Origin of the sequence: Actinomadura sp. 6N118 (assembly GCF_044326415.1) — a bacterium.
Classification (GTDB): Bacteria; Actinomycetota; Actinomycetes; order Streptosporangiales; family Streptosporangiaceae; genus Spirillospora.
This window is the reverse complement of sequence record NZ_JBIRAZ010000003.1, coordinates 1-18,649: the sequence shown is the minus strand read 5'-3', so window position 1 is coordinate 18,649 and position 18,649 is coordinate 1. Positions and strand designations below refer to the sequence as shown.

Sequence of the window (18,649 nt, the reverse complement as noted above, 5' to 3'; positions counted from 1 at the left end):
CGTGGCCGTCTGGGCACTTGAGTGGCGGGAACCGCGATGTGCATGATCGCGTCCTACGCAGGACACGGGACGACTGGGGCAGAGGAGACCGATGAGTACGCAGCTCACGATCTACAGCGTGGGTATCCAGAGCGTGGCCGGCTGGATTCGGCATCCCGCGCCCGGCACGGTGGAGATGAGCCGCGAGCGTGCCGCGGTCATCGACGCGCGTGGGGAGATGGAGGCGTCTCGGACGGTGGTCGAGGCCGTCGACGACATCTTCGGTGGTCGTCCCAAGGACCCGGGGGCTGGCGACGCCTATGCGCGCGTATGGCAGGACGTGATCGAGTACGGCGAGTCGACCCGCTTCGATTTCGGGCCGCTGCGGCTGGGCGCGCAGTACTTGCAAGAGGCGAGCGAGGAGTTCGAGAGTGTCGGCGTGCCGCGTGAGCTCACGCCAACGGGGTTCATGTACGACAACCCGTTCACCAGCACGCCGCAAGCCAAACACGCGCCGGTCATCGGGCATGTGACGGCCGCGCGGATGCCGCAGATGCGCCAGGTGTACGGTCCGATCGTCGACCGAGTGAGGGCGGCCGAACTGGTCAAGGTCCTGTTGGCCGCGGTGGACGAGACGCTCGACTTCAACACGTTCGCACGCGAGTTCCCTGATGGACCGCTACCACTGCGAGACCTGGTCACCTTCTACGGCTGACCGCGGCAGGGCCCTTCCCGTTGCCCGCGCGGACGGCAGGGGGCTGCGAGATTGCCGCCATTTGACTGGAATGCGGTAATTGGTGGTGGGTGTCGCGGGTAGGTGGAGCTGAATAGCCGAATATGGGCCCTCGGGGGGCCGTTCGTGCGCAGGTCCGTCCCCTGGGCGATGTGAGGCTGAGACGCTTTCAGGGAGCCTGATATGGCAGCGACCGCTCAGACCAAGACGACACGCAGACGTTCCGTTCAGAAGGCGGAGCCCGAAGCCGGGCGCCGGCAAGCACGCACCGAGCGTTCCGAGGATGAGGGACGCGGGACGGCCACGGTTCCGGTCCCGATGATCACGCCGCACGTGACGGTTCACAGGGTTCACGTGCCGAGGCCGCCGTTGACCGGTCACGAGGTCGTCGACGCCGGGAAGAGCGTGACCTCGTTCCTTCCGCCGCCCGACCGGCTGGCCTACTTCGTCGGGCTGGGTGCGATGGCAGTGGCCGGGCTTGTGGAATGGCCGGTGGCCGCGGCGATCGGAGTCGGGGTCGCCGTTGCCAAGCGCGGGGGCCGCTCCGGTGAGCAGCGGCCCGCACCCGAGCGGGAGAAGTCGCAGGGGCAGAAGGGAAAGTAAGACCGGATCCGGTGCGGGGGCGGGCGCCACGGCTGGAACCGGTGCGGTGATCTTCGTTGCGGCGTCGACCACGTCCACGAAGTGGAGCGCCCCCGGAAAAGTGGAGTGCCCCCGGAAGTGGAGTAGGGCCATGCAGTTATCCCGGCTGCTGGGAACCGCCGCGCAGATCGTCAGGGTGCTGCCCGCGCCCGCCACCGTCCGTGACGTGGTGTCCGCGGCGGCGGGTTCGCGTGCGGAACGGGTTGGGCCCGGCCGTGTGCATATCAAGGTGCGAGGCCTGCATACCGCCGAAGCCGTGCCGATGGCACGGGCCCTGGAAACGGTGCTGTCGGGCATCGAGGCGGTGTCCGCCGTCGAGGCGAACGCCGTGCTCGGCCGGCTCGTCGTCACCCACGACCCGGAGGTGGCCGTCGACGAGCTGATCGCCGAGGTGGCCGCCGCCGTGGAGGAAGCCGAACGGCTGCACGGGTTCGACCGCGCTCACTTCGCGCCCGCGATGCCGGGAGAGGCGACCCTGATCGCGAGAGAGGCTGCGTGGATCGGGACGGCCGTGGCCGGGTGCGGTGTGGCCGTGGCTGGCCGGATGGTGCGCGCGGTGCCGCTTCCGCCCGGGGTCCCGGCTCTGCTGGCGTTGGCTGACGTCACCCCCTGGATACGGGCAGGGGTGGAGCGCGGCGTGGGCGCGCCCGCAGCCGATCTGATCTTCAGCGGGGGAGGGGCGCTCACCCAGGCGCTGGCCCAGCAGCCGACGGGGCTGGCCCTCGATGCCGTTCACCGGGTGACCCGCCTGGCCGAATGGCGGGCGCACAGGGAGGCGTGGAGCAGGGCTGAACGCGGCCAGGAAAGGGCAACCGGTGTGCACCGGACCGATCCCTTGGAAAGACCGGCGCGTCCGGTCCCGTTGCCGCCGGGCCCGATCGAACAGCTTCTGCGGTTGAGCCCGGTGTCGCTGGCGGCGTCGCTGGGCGCCTTGGCCATCAGCCGCAACGCGCGCCAGGCGCAGGGGGTGCTGGTCTCGGGGGTGCCCAGGGCGGCGCGGCTGGGGCGCGAGGTGTTCGCCGCCCGATTCGGCAAGGCGGCGGCCGGGCGGGGGGTCGTTGTCTGCGACGCCGGCGCCCTGCGCCGGCTGGACCGTGTCGACGCGGTGGTCATCGACGCCTCCGCGCTGCGGACCGGACGGCTGATGATCGAGGAGGTCGTGCCCGTCTCGGACGCCGTGGTCGCGCAGGAGTGCCATGAGCGTGCTCATGAGCTGGTTGACCTGGCCCGGCCCGGGCGATCGCGTCGGGTGGGGGAATGGATGGTGCTCCCGTTCGGGTCCTGGCGGCCGCGGGTCGGGCGGGTAGTCCGGGAACGGGCCGACGACCTGCACAGGCAGGGGACGACCGTGCTCGCCCTGGCCCGAGGAGGCGAACTGCTGGCGCTGGTGTCGCTGGTGCCCGAACCCCATCCGCTCGGCGAGGCCCTGGTGTCGGCCGCGCACAGGACCGGCCTGGTCGTGGTGGCCGGGGTGGGCGGCCGGGCGGATCTGCGGCTGCCGGTCGATCGGCGGGTGGCCGGCGGACGATGGCTTCAGACGTCGGTGCGCCGCCTCCAGGAGGAGGGGTACGGCGTGGCGCTGATCTCGGCGCGAGGAGCGGCGGCGCTGGCGGCGGCCGACGTGGGCGTCGGGCTGGTAAGCCCCGGGGACCGGCCGCCCTGGGGTGCCCATTTACTGTGCGGGCGGGACCTGGAGGCGGCGTGGATGATCGTCGACGCCATGGCCGTGGCACGGCAGGTGAGCATGCGCAGCGCGCGGATCGCCGCGGTGGGGGCGACGGCAGGCCTGATGCTGGCGGCGGCCAGCACGGCTCCCCAGGCGCCGCGCCGAGCCTTGATGGCGGTCAATGCCGCGTCGCTCTGCGCCCTCGCCACCGGAGCCTACGCCGGGCAGGCGGTAACGCGGCGACCGTCCCCGGTCCCCGCAGACCGCACACCATGGCACGCCTGGCCCGTCCAGGCCGTGCTCGACCACCTGGACTCCTCCCTCTCCGGCATCGACGAGGCCCAAGCCGCCCAACGCCGCACCGGCGACCAACGTGCGGAGGAGACACCCGCGGGCCTGGCCCGGGCCACGCTGGAGGAGCTGGACAACCCGCTCACGCCGCCGCTGGCCGCGGGCGCCGGAATCTCCGCGGTCGTCGGGTCGGTCATGGATGCGGCGCTGATCGCCACGGTGCTCGGCGTGAACGCCTTCATGTCGGGGGCCCAGCGGATCGGCGCGGACCGGGCCGTGCGCGGGCTCGTCCGGCTCAGTTCGGTGCCGATCCGGCTGCGACGCCCCGAGACCGGTGCCGAGACCGGTGCCGAGGCCGGTGGCGAGGTCGAGGTCACCGCGGACGAACTGGTGCCGGGTGACGTCATCGCGCTCGCCGCGGGCGACGCCGTGCCCGCCGACTGCCGGGTACTGTCGGCCGAAGGACTGGAGGTCGATGAGTCCAGCCTGACCGGCGAGTCGCAGCTGGTCGCCAAACAGGCTCGGCCGAGTGTCGCCCGGGCCGTCGCGGACCGGCGTTCCATGCTCTACCAGGGCACGGTCGTCGCCGCCGGGAACGCGGTCGCCGCAGTCGTGGCCACGGGGCAGCGGACCGAGATCGGCCGCACCGCCCGCCTGGTCCTGGAGGAGCGCCGACCGGGCGGTGTGGAGATGCGGCTGATGGCGCTCACCAGGGCGACGCTGCCCGCCTCGCTGGCGGCCGGGGCGGTGCTGATGGGCATGGACCTGCTGGCCGGGCGCACGTTCGGGCAGGCGCTCGGCTCGGCGGTCAGCCTCGCCGTCGCGGCCGTGCCCGAGGGGCTGCCCTTTCGTGGCGACCGCGGCGGAACTGGCCACAGCCCGCCGCCTGTCCCGCCGCCGCGCCCTGGTGCGCAACCCGTCGACGGTCGAGGCGCTCGGCCGGGTCGATGTGCTGTGCTTCGACAAGACCGGCACGCTGACCGAGGGGCGACTGCGGGTGCGCCGGGTCTCCGACGGGACGACGACGCTGCCCATCAAGGACCCGTCCCACTGGCTGCGTGAGGTCATTGCGGCCGCGTGGCGGGCCTGCCCCGACTACGACAGAGGCCGCAGACACCTTCCGCATCCCACCGACCGGGCCATCATGCACGCCGCCGAGCGGCTCGGGATGGACCCCGCCGAGGGGCTCGGCGGGTGGGAACGCGTCGACGAACTTCCCTTCGAGCCCAGCCGCGGCTACCACGCCGTGCTCGGCCGGCACCCGGGAGGGCAGCACCTCAGCGTCAAGGGGGCACCGGAGATCGTCCTGGACCGCTGTGACACCTGGCGCAGGCCGGGGGAGGAGGCCGCGGCCTTCGACGAGGCGGCCCGTGCCGTGGTGGACCAGGAGGTGGAGCGGCTCGCCCGCACCGGACACCGGGTGCTCGCGGTGGCCGAACGGGCCGCCTCCGGACGGGTGGACCTCACCGAGTCGCGCATCCGGAACCTGCGCCTGCTGGGCCTGACCGGCATCGCCGACCCGGTGCGCCGCACCGCCGCCGAGGCCGTAGACCGGCTGCGCGGCGCGGGCATCCAGATCATCATGATCACCGGCGACCACCCCAGCACCGCCGAGGCGATCGCCGCCGAGCTGGGCGTGCTGGACGGCCACGTCATGACCGGGCTCGAGCTCGACGACAGAGACCTGGCCGAACTGGCCGCCGAGCTGCCGCGCGTCGCGGTGTTCGCCCGGGTCAGCCCGGCGCAGAAGGCGCGCGTGGTGCAGGCCCTGCAGGCCGGCGGGCGGGTGGTCGCCGTCACCGGCGACGGCGCCAACGACGCGCCCGCCATCCGGATGGCCGACGTCGGCATCGCGCTGGGCGAGCGGGCCACCCCCGCCGCCCGCGAGACCGCGGACATGGTCGTCACCGACGACCGGATCGAGACCATCACCGACGCCATCGCCGATTGCCGGGCCATGTGGCGGTCCGCCCGCGACGCCCTGGCCGTCCTGCTCGGCGGCAACCTGGGCGAGATCGCCTTCACCCTCGGCGGCGGCCTGACCGGCGGTGGCAGCCCGTTGAACGTCCGCCAGCTGCTGCTGGTCAACCTGCTCACCGACATGCTGCCCGCCCTGGCGCTCGCCGTCCGGCGGCCACCCGGGCTGACCCGCGAGGACCTGCTGCGAGAAGGGCCCGAGACGTCGCTGGGCGACGTGCTGACCCGCGACGTCACCACCCGCGCAGTCACCACGGCGGGCGCGGCCGAGACCGCGTGGCTGCTCGCGCGCCTCAGCGGCACCCGTGGCCAAGCCAACACCACGGGCCTGGTCGCGCTGGTGAGCACGCAGTTGGTGCAGACCATCGCCGCGGGCGGCCGCAGCCCGCTGGTCCTGGGCTCGGGGCTGGCCTCCCTGGCCGCGCTGGCCGCGCTGGCCGCGATCGTGCAGACCCCCGGCCTGAGCCACTTCTTCGGCTCCCGCCCGCTGCTCCCCCACAGCTGGGCCATCGCCTTCGGCGCCGCCCTCATCTTCGCCCTCGCCGCCATCGTGATGACCCGTAGGAAAGCCTGAACCAGACGCGTTCACGCAGGCAGGAGCGTTGCCGGTCACTAATTGTTCATCATCACGCCACGCAGAGCTTTCCCTGGGACGGGACCATGAATGGGATAAATCGGTCACACCCAAAGTCCCCATGAGGAGTGCGCCATGCCCGATCTCCTGTCAACCGTCCTAGCAAAGGCCCTGGTCATGCTGATCGAGGCCGCCGTCACCCGGTTCGTCGCCGCACTGCTGCATACGCCCCGACACGCCGACGCCTGACAGCGGTCGGCCGATCGTCGGTGACCTGGCCGCCATGCGCGATCCTCGTCGTCAAGCCTGGTGTGCTGCAGTGATCGGCCCGGCCGCTCCGCTTGCGGGGCTGTGGGGGTCGGTCGGATTCAACCGGGGTTAACTTCGGGGTTTTACGGTCGGTGGTGCTGTTCATCGATCAAGGTGCCCCGCCATGGAACACGTCACCTTTCTCGTGGTCGTCGTCATCATCACCGCGCTGGTCTTCGACTTCACCAACGGCTTTCATGACACCGCCAACGCGATGGCCACCTCCATCGCCACAGGAGCTCTCAAACCCAAGGTCGCCGTCGCCATCTCCGGCGCGCTCAACCTGGTGGGCGCCTTCCTGTCGGTCGAGGTCGCCAAGACCATCTCCGGCGGGATCGTGGATGACTCGCTGGTCACACCCGCCATGGTGTTCGCCGGGCTGATGGGCGCGATCTTGTGGAACCTGGTCACATGGTTCCTGGGCCTGCCGTCCAGTTCCTCCCATGGGACCAACGACGCGCAGAAGACGATGGGCGTCATCACGTTGACACTCATCTCCGCAGGCGCGCTCTCTTCAGCGTCCGAGCCGCCCTTGTGGGTTGTCGCCTCGGCTGGGCTGGCGATCGCCATCGGAACGTATCTGGGCGGCTGGCGAATCATTCGGACCCTTGGCACAGGGCTGATGGAGATCCAGTCGCCGCAGGGTTTTGCCGCGGAGACCAGCGCGACAACGGTCATCTTGGCCTCGTCCCACATGGGCTTCGCGCTGTCGACCACCCAGGTGGCATCGGGGTCGATCATGGGGGCCGGGCTCGGTCGGCGGCTGTCGCAGGTCAGATGGAGCGTGGCCGGACGGATGGCGTTGGCCTGGCTGCTGACCCTGCCCGCCGCAGCCGCTGTCGGCGGCGTCGCCGCCGCCGTCACCACCACCGGCACCGCCGGAGTCGTCCTAGCCGGACTCGTCGGCCTGGCCTGCGCCATCGGGATCTACGCAGCCTCCCGCCGCGCACCCGTCCACGCCGGAAACGTCAACACCCTCCCCGAACCCGCCCGCGCAGGAGCGTGAACCATGGACGTCAAGTGGATCTCTCTCGCCGAGGTGTTCGCCGTCAGCCTGGGCGCGGCCGTCGCCGTGGTCGTGGTCTTCGCCGTCGGCATCCTCGCCCACTCCGCGCGCCTGACCGCCCAGGAACGCGGCGACACCGGCAGCATCGCACTCGCCGGTGCCGTCCTGTGCTTCACCGCCTGCGCCGCCATGGTGCTATACGGCATCTACCTGATCGTGCCCCAGTTCCACTGACACCCCGGTCGCCGACCTCACGTGATCCGCGCATCACCATGAGCATCCCGTTGACGGCCGGAGCAACATCTCCTCGTACAAGAACTCCCATGACGAGTGGGTGTGGGCGGTCCCCGGCCACGTGAGCTATGTCGGCGACAAGTGGAACGACAACGTCTGGCAGATCAAAGTGTGGCATGAGTAATGCCCTGCGCGCCGTACCAGAGATGAAGAAGAACGAACTAGGGCTTGATCCTCAGTCAAGCTGATCAACACAGAAGACCGCCCCTATTCTCACCACGGATGTCCCGGCCGAACGCAACGCTTCGGCCGGGCTCATTCGAGGATCTGTCCACTAATAGCCGGGCAGGCTCCTGCGATCATTCCCTCACGGCCATGCCCTGCAGTTGCAGGCGGTGCAGCCTAGGCCGCGACCGGCAGCTCAACAACCCCATGTCGAAACCGGCCGAAAGGTCACTCTCGATATCCATCAGTGGATTGAGGCTGAGCGGGCGACTCGAGGATCTGCTTGAGGGTGTCCAGGTTCTTCTTCATGCCTTGTTTGAAGAGTCGGGCGGCGAGGCCGCCGAGGCGGGCGGCGGGGCCGGGTAGGCCGTCCCCGCTGATCTCTCCGTCCAGGGTCAGTCTGCTGCCGCCTGTGATCGGTTCGATCCGGTAGTGGTAGCGGAAGGGGGTCGGGCCGCTGGTGGAGGAGAATGCGATCTCCTCGTCCGGCACGTAGGCGATGATCTCGACGTCGTTGTGCGCGGGGCCGCCGGGCAGAGAGCGCACCATGTGGAACCGCGCGCCCTTTCCGGGGGAGGTCGCCGTCATGGCCTCGACGCGGTCCACCGCCTCGTACCACTGGGGCATGGTGCGGAAGTCTGCGATGAATGCGAACACCTGCGATGGCGGGCGATGGATGTCCAGTGAGATCTGGAAGCTCATGCCGGTCTCCGATCGGTCATGCGGGGAGCCGGATGGTCGTCGAGGGCGGCGGCGAGCCGCTCGCCCGCGCCGGGGTCGTGCGCGGGCAGGATGACCAGCCCGGGAAGCCGGGTGCGAAGTTCGTTGACCCTCCGCGCCGCCGTGCGCATCTGCCGCTTGCTGCCGGCCCCGGGGAGTTTGCCCTGTGCCAGGAGCCGGTCGTCGTAGGTCAGGTCGCCGACCATGAGGAGCGGTGGACGGTCCGGACGGCGGACGAGCATCGACAGCGAGCCGGGTGTGTGGCCGGGGGTGGGCAGGAGTACCAGACTGCCGTCGCCGAACAGGTCGTACCCGTCCTGGAAAGGGGCGAGTGCCGGGTCGGCGAGGCCTTGCATCGCGGCGCGGTTCCACCGCAGGCCTGGCAGGTCGATGTGGTCGGTCAGCAGGCCGCGGGCCGCCGGCAGCGGCCGGCGCAGCGACTCCCACTCCGGCCGGCTGATGACGATCTCTGAGCCGGCCAGCAGCCCGAGGCCGCCGATGTGGTCCTGGTGGAGGTGGGAGATGACGGCGGTGCCGACGTCCCCGGGAGTGTGGCCGAGCCCGCGCAGCCCGGCGGTCAGGGTCTCCTCGGGCGCGATGTCGAACGTGGCGAGCCGCGAGTAGACCAGGCCGCTGGCTCCGCCGGGGAAGTATCCCGGGTCGGTGACCGAGGCGCGGTCTTGTCCGGTGTCGAACAGCACCAGGCCCTCGCGGTGCTCGACGACGTAGACGTTGATCGGCCGCGGGGCCGTCCAGCGGCGGGACGTGGCCAGCCACAGGTAGGTGTTCTTCCAGGTGGGCCCGACGTGCTCGGGCCGGATCGAGACGCTTCCGGTGCTGATGACCGACACCGTCGTGATGGGGTCGGAGGCGTTCATGATGGCTCCCTCCCGCCCGCGAGCAGGGTGGCCTGGTCTGGGGCGTGTTGTACGCGGCACCCGGAGAACCTCACCGGTGAGTGTTCCTGCCGAAGGATCGCGTGATTTCCAGGGCCGCCGGACGAGGCCCGTTACCGCACTGACGTGACCACGCGGTCGGATGTGACCGGCAGGCCCGAAAAGCTTTGGCCCGAAGGGGCCGCTTCGGACGACTTAAGCGTCCACCGGCACTGTGGTTTAGATCAACGTAGACTTCGTGCGCTCATCGATAACCCACGAGTTATCGGGCGGGAAGGGCGTCGGTGGAGCTGCGAGATATCGAGATTTTTCTTGGTGCTGGCCGAGGAACTGCATTTTGGCCAGACCGCCGAACGGCTCCACATCTCCCAGGCACGGGTCAGCCAGGCGATCAAGAAGCAGGAACGCCGCATCGGCACCGCGCTCTTCGACCGCACCAGCCGCACCGTCGCCCTGACCCCGATCGGGCGGCGGCTGCGCGACGACCTCCAACAGGCCTACGACCTGATCCAGAGCGGCCTGGCCCGCGCCACCGCCGCCGCACTGGGTGTCCACGGCACCCTGCGGCTGGGCGTGATGGGCGCGCTGGGACATCAGTCGCGACCCGTCATCGAGGCATTTCGCGCCCGCCACCCGGACTGCGAGGTGGAGATCACCGAGTTCCACTTCAGCGAGCCGTTCGCCCGGCTGCGCTCCGGTGAGGTCGATGTGCAGCTGATGTGGCTGCCGGTCCGGGAACCGGACCTGACCGCCGGACCGGTCGTGCTGACCGAAGGCCGCGTGCTGGGAGTCGCCGAGGGCTCCGACCTCGCGTCATACGAGTCGGTCTCGATGGAGGATCTCGGCGGCCGTACGGTCCTCAATCCCGGAACCCGGACACCGGACTACTGGATCGAGGCCATGCTCCCCAAGCGCACGCCCAGCGGTCGTCTCATCCCGCGCGGCTCGACAGCGCGGACATTTCACGAGCTGCTCGCGCTCATCGCGGCCGGACAGATCGTCAGCCCGCTCAACGCCCACGTCGGCCGCTACTACACCCACCCCGGGGTCACGTACGTGCCCATCCACGACGCCCCGCTCACCGAATGGGCTCTGGTCTGGCCCACCGGGAACCGGTCCGCACCACTTCGCGCCTTCGTCCAAACCGCACGCGACCTCGGCCCCCGCCCCATCAAGAACGACATCACCTGACCGGCGCCGACCGGGGCCGCCGAAGCACTCAACACGCCATCGTGAGCCACACGCGGACGGGGTGTGGATGGCACCTGTCAGCTGCGGGCGTGCGCAACCGTTGTCGGCCCGGCCGGGACGTCGAGCCGGTCGAGGCGCCGGCGGCCTTGCTGGACTGGCTGGGCGATCATGACGTCCCGCTGAGCCCGTGAACCCAGCGCCATCGGCCGACGGCGTCGGCGCCAACACCGACTAAAGTCTGCCCACCCCCAACTCCGGGCGGGGTTGTGGCGACCACCCGGCCGATGCGACATCTGTGCCGCGACGGCGATGCTGCGTGGCATGACGTTCAACCGCAATCGCCCCTCCACCGAAGCCACTGAACCGTCCGATCCATATCCACGTCGCCGACCCGACGCAGGAATCGTGGACCCGAGCGGCGTGACCTGCCCGATCCACGTGCACATCGCCGACCGTGCCTGAACCGATCAGCCAGCCCAGCACGTGGCGGCAAAGAAGGGACAGGCGCCGATGCCCGTCATCGAGGTTGACCAGTTGCACAAACGGTACGGCGCGAAGGTCGCGGTCGAGGAGGTGTCCTTCACCGTGGACGACGGCGAGATCTTCGGCATCGTCGGCCCTAACGGCGCCGGCAAAACCACCACCGTGGAGTGCATCGAAGGCCTCCGCCGGCCCGACCGCGGCCGCATCCGGGTCCTCGGCCTGAACCCCGAGCGTGACCGCGCCCAGCTACGCCAGCGGCTCGGCGTCCAACTGCAAGAAGCCGAGCTGCCCGACAAGCTCACCGTCGCTGAGGCCATCGACCTGTACCGCTCCTTCTACCGCCACCCGGCAGACCACACGGCGCTGCTGGAGGCCCTCGGCCTGGCCGACCAGCGCAAAACCCGCTACCGCAAGCTGTCCGGTGGGCAAAAGCAGCGGCTGTCGATCGCCCTGGCGCTCATCGGACGACCCGAAGTCGCGGTGCTGGACGAACTCACCACCGGGCTTGACCCGCACGCGCGACGCGACACCTGGGCATTGATCCGCGACATCCGCGACCAGGGCGTGACGATCCTGCTGGTCACCCACTTCATGGACGAAGCCGAACGGCTGTGCGACCGCCTGGCCCTGATCCATGCCGGCCGGGTCGCCGCCCTCGACAGCCCAACCGGGCTCACCGACCGGGTCAACACCGAACAACGGCTGCGATTCCGGCCCTCCGCGCCGCTGGCCGACCAGTTGCTGACCACACTGCCCGAAGTCACCCGCCTCACCCGCACCGCCGACGAGGTCATCGTCACAGGCACCACCAACCTGCTCGGCGCCGTGACCGCCGCTCTGGCCCGCGACAACATCGTCGCCGAACAGCTACGGGTGGAACGCACCAGCCTCGAGGACGCCTTCGTCGCGCTCACCGGCCAGCCGTGACAACGGCCTCAACACCAGGAGAACCAGCCGTGCCGCCAGCCCTATCCCCAGCCGTGCCCACCGCCGGCCATTCCGATCCCGCCCGGCCCAGGTCGGCGCTCGGCAAGCTCATCATCACCGAAGCCAAACTCTTGCTGCGTGAACCGATCACCCTGTTCTGGAGCGCCGCATTCCCGGTCATTCTCATGATTGTCATGGGGCTGGCCTCATCCGCCGCGCAGGCCGACCTCGGCGGCCTGCGCCTGATCGACACCTACCAGCCGACCCTGATCGCCTTCGCCGCCACGGGCTTCGCCGTCCAAGGCATGCCCACCGCGCTGGCCACCTACCGCGAGCGGAGAATCCTGCGGCGCCTTGCCATCACCCCCATCGGGCCGGCCCGCGTACTCGCCGCCCAACTGGCCGCCAACCTCGCCCTCATCCTCATCGCGACGGCCGCAATCATCACCACCGGCCATCTGGCCTTCCACGTGCCCCTGCCCGGCAACGGCCTCGCCTTCCTGCTGGCGCTCATGCTGACCGCTACTGCGATGCTCGCCCTCGGCCTGCTGGTCGCCGCACTGGCCCCCAGCGGCCGTGCGGCAGGCGCGATCGGAGCCGTCCTGTTCTTCCCAATGATGTTCTTCGCCGGCCTTTGGATCCCCAAAGCGACCATGCCTCACCTGCTGCAGCAGATCAGCGACTTCACCCCACTGGGCGCCGCCGTCCAGGCCCTCCAAGACAGCACGACCGGCCAGTGGCCAGCCCCCGTCGCGCTGGCGATGCTGACCGCATACGCCATCATCTTCGCCGCAGCCGCGGCCAAATTCTTCCGCTGGCAATAAACACCACCACAAATTCACCGGCGCGATCGCGCAGCACCTGGATCTGATCGTTCCCGCGAGCGGCCGCCCAGCCGGCCGCGACTTCATCCATGCCAGGTCCATCCGGTCCCCACGCAAAAGAGCCGACCAAAGGCCCTTGTCAGTATGATCTTCGGAATTCCGGGGGGTGACGGTGTGAAGTCCCTGTTCCGAATCTTTCGCCGACGGCGTGAGGACGAACTGGCCCTGATCGACGCCGAGATCACAGCCTTCGGCGAGGCGCTCGCGCAGCACGCCCTCGTACCCGAACAGCACACGACGGACCCCGAGATCCTGGCCGACTACGGCCGAGCGCTCGATGCCTACGACCACGCCAAGCGGGCCTTCCTCGGAGACCGCGACCGCGCGGACGCCGCGGACGTGATCCTCGCGCTGGACGAGGGCCGCCACGCGCTCGCCTGCGTCGACGCCCGACTCGCGGACCACCCCACACCCCCTCGCCGCGCCCTGTGCTTCTTCGACCCCCGCCACGGCCCGTCCGCCGATCGCGTCACCTGGACCCCCGAAGGAGGCGTCACCCGAGCCATCGATGTGTGCGCCGCCGACGCGGTGAGGCTCACCGAAGGCATGCCACCAATCGCTACCGGCCACCGCTCGCCCCCACACCCCCGACCGTCTCCACAATCTCGGCGGTCCGTACAAGCCCGGCCACCTGCACAGCCCCGGCCAGCCGCACCCACCCCTCAAGCTCACGCGCCCCAACGCTCTCCCCGCCCGTTCAGAAGCTGCCCACCGGGCGTGCCCAAGGCACAGCGAGCCCAAGGACAAGGCTCCCGAGAGTTCGAACTCCCCCGGGAACCAAGCGTCCCCCTGGTCCTCGTCGTCCGTGTCCACGGCTATAGGCAGAACAGAGTCGACCTCATCGAAGCCGAGGACACACGGCTCCTGCTGCGAATCCAGGACCGAGGCCGCGTCGTAGAGCCCCTGCCTGTGCGCGAGGACAAGCACGTTCGCCTGCACATCACGTCACAAGACCCGTGGGAGGCCTGGCTGCAACCCATCGACACCGTTCCCATCGTCGACGATCGCATCTCCGCACACGGTTCCTTCGTCCTTCACTACGCAGGAGGCCCCGCAGACATCCACATGACACACACCGCTCGAGGCGACTTCTCCGTCACCGAACTCACCCCAGACTTCGAGCAGGGGCGCCACGTCCTGTCAGGCAAGAACTACTCGCCCGCCCAGGGCCACTTGCTTGGCCCGACCTACCTCCACGTCCGCGCCAAACGCGACTGGACGATCACCCTCACCCAGAACTGAGACAAACCAAGCCGCCTCCTGGGCCAGCGGAACAGGCCGAGGACCGCAGTCGGCATCGTGGGCGTGACGCGGTCGGAAATGCAAGATCCCCAGGCCGGATATGGGATCTGACCTGGGGAGAGAGTGGTGGGCGATACTGGGATTGAACCAGTGACCTCTACCGTGTCAAGGTCGTACCGATCAATGGCCGACCTGCGTGTTCTTGAGACGCCGCAGGTCGGAGGCGTCGTTGGCCCCCGTTGACGTCCCTTGAGGACGGTTCGGGAATCCTGCGTGCTCCCGTTGCTTCCCGCTCCGGGCGGGAGCAACGGGAGCACGCATGGGGGAGCGGTGATGGGTGGATTGGTCTTTCAGGCCAGGCGGGGTGCTATGTCGGGCGAATTTCTGAACTCTGTGGATCTGCGTCCGCTGTCTGGGGCCAGTTCTCACGTGTCGTGGGTACCGTCAGTGTCCCGAGCATTGCGCCGGTGAAGCGTCTCGGCCTCAATGGACTGTGGAGAGTCGGCCGTAGGTGGCGCCGGCGTGTGCAGAAGATGGGCAGGCGATCGGCAGGGGCGCCGATTGGTTGATCGCCGATGCAGAGTTAGTTGCGTCCTCCATACGGCACCCGGAATCGTGGCCGTGTTCATGCTTTCGCGCGGAACCGTAGAAGGGAGTGCATGGGATCGATGGAGCGTCCCGACTGGTCGTGCCGGGGGATCGAACAACGGTCGGGACGGTATCCGCTGCAGGTGGAGGGGCCCGTCCTGCGGGTCGCGGAGTTGCTGGTGCCGGGGATCTCCTCGGCGACCCGATATGTCCGCTATTACGCCTTGTATGCGGCACTTGGCGCCCACGCGGGCCGGCGCGGATGATCAACTCATGTCCTGGAGGAACGTGTGTATCAGAGCATCTGGGTAGGGGAAAAACGCCTGTCGTGGGGGCTGGTGAACCAGTTCCGGGACGTTCCCGGATTCGGCCGGCTCCCGGAGCTGCAGGTGTTCGGTGGCGCCATCGTCCAGGGCGCCCGAGCCCGCCTGGTCCGGGCCGGTGCGGTTGTGGTCGAGGATCTGCATGTCGGCGCCGTGATCAGAGAAAAGATCATCGGGTCGCGCCTGGAGTCGGTCGACAAGACGGTCCGCAAATGCGCGGTCGCGACCGGCCATCAGGACTTCCAGTTCGGCGATCACCTCGAGCTCTACCTGCGTGCTGACGACCAGCGCCTGGATCCGGCTCTGGTGCCCGGCTACCAGGACGGACCGGCTGAATACGAGCAGCGGCTGGGGCAGGCGGAGGTACGGGAAGTGAGTGATTCCCTGGCCGGACCGGTCGCCCATGCGGCCGTGACCCAGGGGAGGCTGGCGGTGGGCTCCCGTGTGCGCGTGGTCCGGAACGGGCAGCCGGTCGCCGAGGCTTTGCGGTTGCTATTCATGGGCGACGAGACCGGACGCATGGTGAACGAACTCACCGGCGGTTCGGGCACGGCCCTCTACCTGGCTCATCCGGGCTTGCGTCCCGGTGACACGGTGCAGGCTTACGAGGTCGCACCACCTCCATGGATCGAGGTGCGCATCTCGCGCCTGGAGGTGATCGAGGCGAACCCGGACGGCCCGGGGGCCCGCGCGTGGGTACGCCGGCTTGATTTCGGGTCCTTGAGCGACCCCGAGCCGGCCGTTGGGCAACGCGCTCGTGTGCTCCGTGACGACGTTGTCATCGCGGACGGGCTGACGCTCGGTCACCTTGCCGAAGACGGCCTCGGCGCGCAGATCCTGAGGTCGAGTCTCAAACCGAACCTGCAGGACGCCATCCAGTTGGGCCTGGACTTCCCGCACCTGAACCAGCACGACATCATCGAGCTCTACCAGCTCTTCTCCCGAAACCCCCCGTCATGATCGCGCTCATCCGGTGACGGCGTCGGTCCACAGGAAAGCGCCCTGAACGCCGGCGTATCTCATGCCGACGCAACATCCCGCCCTTTCCTGGCATGTCTGTGCAGGTCGATCACGCGCCCGTGTCGTTGGACGGGTGTTTGCGGCTGCTGCGCCGACGATGCTGTTCCGCTCGTGCCGGGACTCTGACAAATGGTGGTGTCCGGCTGTACAAGAACCCCGGTAACGGTGTGGGTGCCGAATATCGCGGTGAGGGCGAGACGCTTGCGCAAAATTGGGTGCTCCCCGTTCGTTCGCTGTGTTGACGTCCAGAAGCTTCGCGTGGGGAGCCGTACGCGCGGATCGGTGGTCGTTACCCGGTTAGAGGACAGGGCCGCTATGCGTTCCGGTCATTGGCCTGACCTGCGCAGAAGCTATGGAGGGAAGTGGTTCGACAGTCGGACGGGGGATACATCGGGGGAACGATCACGACTCAACGGGATTCTGGGGCCGCGCGATGGACCGATCGCTTCAGCTGCGTGTTGGCCGACTACTTCTGGCGGGGAGCCTGTACTCAATCGACTGGGCCCACCACAGGGCGAGGAGTGTATCCGCCAGGGCGAACCGGCAGGAGCCGTCCGCTCGAGGTCTCGCTCCCACCGGTTTCGGGCTGGGATTCCTCATGGCGGGGTAGGGGTGAGCAGTTCGTCCCGCATTGCGTCGTTGAGAGTGCGGGCAGCGCCGAGCGTCCGGTCGCTGACCCAGACACCTTGCCAGGCTGCGGCGATCTTCTGGTCGGTGATCTCGACATGCTTGGCCGCTGTCCTGGTGACGGTGGACGTGGCTATCAGGAAGATGGCATCGGCAGCCTCTCTCCAGTTCATCTCGCGTTCCAGGGCGTCCTGGACGAGCTGAGGAGCGGCCTCTTCGAGGTGCTTTCTTGGGTTGCTAGGCGGGGTGTCCGTTTGGTGGAGTTCTTTGACTGCGTCACGCAACGCCTTCAACTGGTAGTTGAATCGATTCCACGCGGCCCAATAATGTACGAACGCCTCACGGCGCTCTTGCCGGAGCTGCTGGTGGTGTTCCTGGAGAAGTTGCTGTCTGGAGTTCGTCACTTGCCAACGGTGACTCAAGACCGCGCTGGCGAGGGCAATGCAGCCGGTGATCAGGACTCCGCCAAGAGCACCAGCGAGGGTGAACCATGCGGTCGTCGTGCTGGCGGATTCAGCAGCGCCAGCAGTGATGATCATAGACCCGTCTCCGTCAGGACTATCAGGTTCAGTGCCGATTATGCCCCGAACGCGGATGAGCGGTTGGCCGTAGGGGCTGCCTCACAGCTGGACAGCGTGTGGTGGGGGCTCCGGCATTGATGCCAACGTGCTGATCACGCGTAGAAGTAGAACGAGGAGAGCGGTCTATTACCTGGGCGCCCTTGTTGCCGGACACTCAAGATGGCGATGAACGCGTCATTCGTTGTGGTGATGTAGGAGTGTGAGAAGGCCCTGCCGATCGGTGTCGGCAGAGCGGCCGGACGCGGTAGTCGAGGCGATCCACGGCGGGCGGGTAGCGGCCCGCACGGTGATCTGGTTGAACGAGGCGCAGTTCTACCTGCAACCGGCCCAGGTCGGGGAGCAGGTCGCCGTCGAGCTGCAGGCACTGCTCTCTGATCCCGAGCGCGGCCCTATCCTGGTGCTCGGGTCGATATGGCCGCAGTTCTGGCACCTCCTGTGCGCAACTCCATCCGACCGCGATGGGTCCGAGTCCAGCGATCCACACCAGGCGGCGCGGACGCTGCTCGGCCAGGCGGTCGATGTCACCGCGCCTGTCGGCTTCACCGATGAGCAGCTCGCTGAGCAGGCGGTGACTATTCGCGGCGACCGTCGGCTACAGGTCGCTGCGGAGAGGGCGCGCGGCGGCCGGCTCACCCAGGAGCTGGCCGGGGCGCCCGAGCTGCTGCGGCGCTACGAGCACGCCGCACCGGCGACCAAGACGGTGGTGTGGGCGGCGATGGACGCCCGCCGCCTCGGCCATGGCCTCTACTTGCCCGAACCCTTGCTCCAGCACGCCGCACCCGGCTACCTCGACACCGACGCCTGGGATCAGATCGCCGGGCTCGACTGGTTCAGTGCTGCGCTCAACGACCTCACCGCCACACACCGCCGCCTGCCTGGACCGTTGACCGAACGCCATCCCCGGCCCGGTGAATCCCTTCCGCCGTACCGGCTGTACCGGCTCGCGGACTACCTCGAGCAACACGGCCGCGTCGAACGCGCCCTGATCTGCCCGCCCGCCACCTTTTGGACCGCCGCCACCCGCTACTCGGGCACGTCTTCCGATCAGTTCGTCCTCGCCCACGCAGCCATCGATCGTGGCCGTTACCGACACGGCGACGATCTCTTTCGGTCCGCGGCCGCGAGCAGTACGAAGCCGACGACCCGCAGCGGCCTGCGCAACCCCCGGCTCCAGTCAGAGGAACTGGGAGCGGTCGCCAGGATGGTCAAAGTGCCTGCATCACAAGCTGTGATCAAGCGCTGTGATCATTCCTCGGGTTGTTGTGCGGCGACGGAGCGTAGCCCGGCGATGTGGTTGCGGGGGTTTCCGGCTGTGAGAAGACGGTCCTGGGTGGCCGGAATGCCGAGACCGCGCGGATCCGGGGGTTGACGAGCATCGGAACTGTGATTCTTGATCCAGGTGATCTGTGATTCTTGATCCAGGTGATCCGGCTGGGTTGGGTTGCTGCCAGGCTGTCGCCGGTACTCGGGCATGACCCGCATCGGAACTGGCGCCTACGGGCTGCCTTGTTTTCGAGATGTCTGCCGGGGT

The 18,649-nt window shown here is 68.8% G+C and carries 16 protein-coding genes; 13 read left to right on the top strand and 3 right to left on the bottom strand.

From position 1 onward, the window contains the following. Window positions 1-91 precede the first annotated feature (91 nt). The 6 genes from ACH34W_RS07935 (at window position 92) to ACH34W_RS07910 (ending at window position 7,411) form a co-directional block, all read left to right on the top strand. The gene (locus tag ACH34W_RS07935; protein WP_395960087.1) at window positions 92-694 is read left to right on the top strand and encodes a hypothetical protein; all 603 of its coding nucleotides are present in this window, start codon (window positions 92-94) and stop codon (window positions 692-694) included. A 201-nt stretch (window positions 695-895) separates the two neighbouring features. Beyond that, complete coding sequence (locus ACH34W_RS07930) at window positions 896-1,315, top strand: hypothetical protein (RefSeq protein ID WP_395960086.1); 420 nt, start codon at window positions 896-898, stop codon at window positions 1,313-1,315. A 130-nt stretch (window positions 1,316-1,445) separates the two neighbouring features. Further along, the gene (locus ACH34W_RS07925) at window positions 1,446-4,373 is read left to right on the top strand and encodes a hypothetical protein (RefSeq protein WP_395960085.1); all 2,928 of its coding nucleotides are present in this window, start codon (window positions 1,446-1,448) and stop codon (window positions 4,371-4,373) included. Further along, window positions 4,261-5,862, top strand: coding sequence for an HAD-IC family P-type ATPase (locus tag ACH34W_RS07920; protein ID WP_395960616.1), 1,602 nt, complete (start codon window positions 4,261-4,263; stop codon window positions 5,860-5,862). The genes ACH34W_RS07925 and ACH34W_RS07920 overlap by 113 nt, the downstream gene beginning before the upstream one ends. Window positions 5,863-6,295: 433 nt before the next feature. Further along, window positions 6,296-7,177: an anion permease gene (locus tag ACH34W_RS07915; protein ID WP_395960084.1), complete on the top strand. Its 882-nt coding sequence runs from the start codon at window positions 6,296-6,298 to the stop codon at window positions 7,175-7,177. 3 nt (window positions 7,178-7,180) lie between these two features. Further along, window positions 7,181-7,411 carry a hypothetical protein gene (locus ACH34W_RS07910; protein ID WP_395960083.1) on the top strand — a complete coding sequence of 77 codons (231 nt, stop codon included), beginning with the start codon at window positions 7,181-7,183 and terminating at the stop codon, window positions 7,409-7,411. A 453-nt stretch (window positions 7,412-7,864) separates the two neighbouring features. On the opposite strand, the gene ACH34W_RS07905 is transcribed toward ACH34W_RS07910, so the two are convergent. Continuing rightward, a complete protein-coding gene (locus ACH34W_RS07905) occupies window positions 7,865-8,338 on the bottom strand; it encodes an SRPBCC family protein (protein ID WP_395960082.1) in 474 nt (157 codons plus the stop codon). Continuing rightward, window positions 8,335-9,234, bottom strand: coding sequence for an N-acyl homoserine lactonase family protein (locus ACH34W_RS07900; RefSeq protein WP_395960081.1), 900 nt, complete (start codon window positions 9,232-9,234; stop codon window positions 8,335-8,337). Before ACH34W_RS07900 ends, ACH34W_RS07905 begins: the two co-directional genes overlap by 4 nt. A gap of 333 nt (window positions 9,235-9,567) precedes the next feature. Here ACH34W_RS07900 and ACH34W_RS07895 point away from each other — a divergent pair, with 333 nt between their 5' ends. The 6 genes from ACH34W_RS07895 to ACH34W_RS07870 all read left to right on the top strand — a co-directional run bounded on the left by ACH34W_RS07895 (window position 9,568) and on the right by ACH34W_RS07870 (window position 15,850). Further along, a complete protein-coding gene (locus tag ACH34W_RS07895; protein ID WP_395960080.1) occupies window positions 9,568-10,443 on the top strand; it encodes a LysR family transcriptional regulator in 876 nt (291 codons plus the stop codon). 510 nt (window positions 10,444-10,953) lie between these two features. Continuing rightward, the gene (locus tag ACH34W_RS07890; RefSeq protein WP_395960079.1) at window positions 10,954-11,853 is read left to right on the top strand and encodes an ABC transporter ATP-binding protein; all 900 of its coding nucleotides are present in this window, start codon (window positions 10,954-10,956) and stop codon (window positions 11,851-11,853) included. Window positions 11,854-11,882: 29 nt separating this feature from the next. Then, window positions 11,883-12,677: an ABC transporter permease gene (locus tag ACH34W_RS07885; protein ID WP_395960078.1), complete on the top strand. Its 795-nt coding sequence runs from the start codon at window positions 11,883-11,885 to the stop codon at window positions 12,675-12,677. Between the two features lie 174 nt (window positions 12,678-12,851). Continuing rightward, complete coding sequence (locus ACH34W_RS07880) at window positions 12,852-13,979, top strand: hypothetical protein (RefSeq protein WP_395960077.1); 1,128 nt, start codon at window positions 12,852-12,854, stop codon at window positions 13,977-13,979. Window positions 13,980-14,638: 659 nt separating this feature from the next. Beyond that, window positions 14,639-14,833, top strand: coding sequence for a hypothetical protein (locus tag ACH34W_RS07875; RefSeq protein WP_395960076.1), 195 nt, complete (start codon window positions 14,639-14,641; stop codon window positions 14,831-14,833). A 24-nt stretch (window positions 14,834-14,857) separates the two neighbouring features. Next, on the top strand, window positions 14,858-15,850 hold the full coding sequence (locus tag ACH34W_RS07870) for a hypothetical protein (protein ID WP_395960075.1): 993 nt from the start codon (window positions 14,858-14,860) through the stop codon (window positions 15,848-15,850). 656 nt (window positions 15,851-16,506) lie between these two features. On the opposite strand, the gene ACH34W_RS07865 is transcribed toward ACH34W_RS07870, so the two are convergent. Further along, a complete protein-coding gene (locus ACH34W_RS07865; protein WP_395960074.1) occupies window positions 16,507-17,076 on the bottom strand; it encodes a hypothetical protein in 570 nt (189 codons plus the stop codon). Between the two features lie 262 nt (window positions 17,077-17,338). On the opposite strand from ACH34W_RS07865, the gene ACH34W_RS07860 reads away from it, so the two are divergent. After that, window positions 17,339-18,487 carry a hypothetical protein gene (locus tag ACH34W_RS07860; RefSeq protein WP_395960073.1) on the top strand — a complete coding sequence of 383 codons (1,149 nt, stop codon included), beginning with the start codon at window positions 17,339-17,341 and terminating at the stop codon, window positions 18,485-18,487. Window positions 18,488-18,649 lie beyond the last annotated feature (162 nt).

What these genes read in the sequence shown, in the direction of transcription:
- ACH34W_RS07935 (WP_395960087.1), top strand. Translation starts at nt 92, where the DNA reads ATGAGTACGCAGCTCACGATCTACAGCGTGGGTATCCAGAGCGTGGCC.
- ACH34W_RS07930 (WP_395960086.1), top strand. Translation starts at nt 896, where the DNA reads ATGGCAGCGACCGCTCAGACCAAGACGACACGCAGACGTTCCGTTCAG.
- ACH34W_RS07925 (WP_395960085.1), top strand. Translation starts at nt 1,446, where the DNA reads ATGCAGTTATCCCGGCTGCTGGGAACCGCCGCGCAGATCGTCAGGGTG.
- ACH34W_RS07915 (WP_395960084.1), top strand. Translation starts at nt 6,296, where the DNA reads ATGGAACACGTCACCTTTCTCGTGGTCGTCGTCATCATCACCGCGCTG.
- ACH34W_RS07910 (WP_395960083.1), top strand. Translation starts at nt 7,181, where the DNA reads ATGGACGTCAAGTGGATCTCTCTCGCCGAGGTGTTCGCCGTCAGCCTG.
- ACH34W_RS07905 (WP_395960082.1), bottom strand. Translation starts at nt 8,338, where the DNA reads ATGAGCTTCCAGATCTCACTGGACATCCATCGCCCGCCATCGCAGGTG.
- ACH34W_RS07900 (WP_395960081.1), bottom strand. Translation starts at nt 9,234, where the DNA reads ATGAACGCCTCCGACCCCATCACGACGGTGTCGGTCATCAGCACCGGA.
- ACH34W_RS07890 (WP_395960079.1), top strand. Translation starts at nt 10,954, where the DNA reads ATGCCCGTCATCGAGGTTGACCAGTTGCACAAACGGTACGGCGCGAAG.
- ACH34W_RS07875 (WP_395960076.1), top strand. Translation starts at nt 14,639, where the DNA reads ATGGGATCGATGGAGCGTCCCGACTGGTCGTGCCGGGGGATCGAACAA.
- ACH34W_RS07865 (WP_395960074.1), bottom strand. Translation starts at nt 17,076, where the DNA reads ATGATCATCACTGCTGGCGCTGCTGAATCCGCCAGCACGACGACCGCA.